The sequence below is a fragment of the Sphingobacterium sp. UBA5670 genome (genome assembly GCF_002420705.1).
Classification (GTDB): domain Bacteria; phylum Bacteroidota; class Bacteroidia; order Sphingobacteriales; family Sphingobacteriaceae; genus Sphingobacterium.
Window position 1 is genome coordinate 149,315 of record NZ_DIIM01000019.1, and the last position, 2,372, is coordinate 151,686.

The 2,372-nt window shown below is 40.1% G+C and carries 1 protein-coding gene; it reads left to right on the top strand.

All coding sequences use genetic code 11. From position 1 onward, the window contains the following. The first annotated feature begins 262 nt into the window (after positions 1–262). Positions 263–2,368 (top strand): S9 family peptidase, encoded by a 2,106-nt coding sequence (locus B3C94_RS16685; protein ID WP_293905665.1) that lies wholly within the window; start codon positions 263–265, stop codon positions 2,366–2,368. Positions 2,369–2,372 lie beyond the last annotated feature (4 nt).

The window sequence follows — 2,372 nt, forward strand, 5'->3', positions numbered from 1 at the left end:
TTCACTTGTGTTTATTTTAAAATGTGTTCATATGTGTGCACGCTCGGTTAATCCCGACTATAGAGAATAGCAAAGATAATGCTAATGACTCTTCTGAACTGTTAATTTTTATTAAAAGTGCTTATAATCGACATCCTTAGTCAAACTCTTGACGAAATATCTTAAATTCAAAGCATTTCTAAAAATGATCTTGTTTTATTTGGATGATCCAAATAACAGGATGTCAAAAATAGTGTGAATAGAATAGCGTAAAAGATAGCGAATGCAACAACATAAGAAAATACATTGGCCTAATGTGATGGCCCCAATAGCAGCTGTTTATCCCCATATCAGAACGATACACGATGACACTGTTCAAGATAATTATTACTGGATGATTGATTACTTTAAAAAGGGTGATAAATCGCAGGAGGTTATCTATTATCTAGAAAAAGAGAATGCTTATACCAACTCCATGCTTGGAGATACTGCCGACTTGCAGGAAAAGCTATTTTATGAATTAAAATCTCGTATTAAAGAAAAGGACGAGTCGGTGCCTTATTACAAAAATGGCTACTACTATTATAGCCGAACTGAAGAGGGAAACCAATATTTCAAGTTTTGTCGTAAAAAAGGTACGCTTGAGGCTGAGGAAGAATTGTTATTGGATATTGACCGGCTCGCCGATGGACATGCGTACTATACAGCAAAAGGATTTTCGGTCAGTCCGGACAATCGTTTGCTTGCTTTTAGTGTGGATACCGTTTCCCGAAGAGAATATACCATTTATATAAAGAATCTGGAGACGGGAGAAATCTACCCCGATCAAATAAAGAATACCGAGGGGGCAGCAATTTGGGGAAATGACAACCTTACACTTTTTTATACCGCTAAGAATCCCGTGACTTTGCTCAGTGAAAAGATTATGCGGCATGTATTGGGCAGCGACCCGGCAGCGGATGAGCTGGTCTATGAGGAAAAAGATAACACAAATTATATCGCAGTCGGTAAATCGAAAAATGGAAAATATATTATCATCAATTCGGAAGGAACCTTGTCCTCCGAAGTCTGGTTATTGGATGCTGATTTTCCGCAGACTGAGTTTCGCGTCTTTCAACCAAGGATGCCGGATGTACTTTATTCTGTCATTGCCTTGGAAGACAGGTTCTTAATTCTGACCAATGACGAGGCCATCAATTTCCGCATCATGCAATGTCCCTTAGATCAGACGGAGCGTAGCAACTGGCAGATATTTATGGACCACCGCCCGGATGTACTGGTCAGTGATATCGAAGAGTTTAAGGACTTTCTAGCGATTGCTGAAAGGAAAAATGGACTAACTCAATTGGCCATTTATAACCTAAATAGTCAGCAGCAACATTACTTGGATTTTGGCGAAGTGGCCTATACAGTATATCCGGCCATTAATGTCGAATATAATAGCCAGAAGTTGCGATATGGTTACACCTCCCTAGTGACGCCGAGTTCGGTTTATGAGTATGATATGGCCGACCGGCATAAAGTATTATTAAAGCAACAGGAGGTTTTAGGTGGATATGACCAAACAGCCTACATTACGGAACGTATCTTTGCCACTGCAAGAGATGGCGTTAAGGTGCCGATATCTATTGTCTACAAGAAAGGAACCAAACTTGATGGTACAGCACCGTTGCTGCAATATGCGTATGGTTCCTATGGAGCTTCGATGGATCCAACTTTTTCAAGCAATCGGCTGAGCTTGCTGGATCGCGGATTTATCTATGCTTTAACACATATTAGAGGCGGAGAGGAAATGGGGCGCCAATGGTATGAAGATGGAAAAATGATGCGTAAGATGAATACCTTCTACGATTTTGTGGATTGTGGTAAATATCTGATAGAAAATCATTATTGTACATCGGAACATCTTTATGCGCAGGGAGGTAGTGCTGGAGGTCTGCTAATGGGCGTCGTTGCTAATATTGCGCCGGAGCAATATCATGGTATCATAGCTCAGGTACCGTTTGTGGATGTCGTGAATACCATGTTGGATGACACAATACCATTGACCACAAATGAATATGATGAATGGGGAAATCCGAATGAAAGTGAGGCTTACTTCTATATGAAAGCATATTCTCCTTACGAAAATATTGACGTGAAGAAATATCCCAATTTATTGGTCACAACCGGGCTTCATGATAGTCAAGTGCAATATTTTGAACCGGCAAAATGGGTAGCCAAACTGAGGGCAACCAAAACTGGAGATACAATTTTATTGTTAAAGACAGATATGGACTACGGACATGGCGGAGCATCCGGAAGGTTTGATTATTTAAAGGAAATCGCCTTGGAGTATGCTTTTCTATTTAAATTAGAAGGTATGATCCCGGATCATGCTCAACAATAAAAAA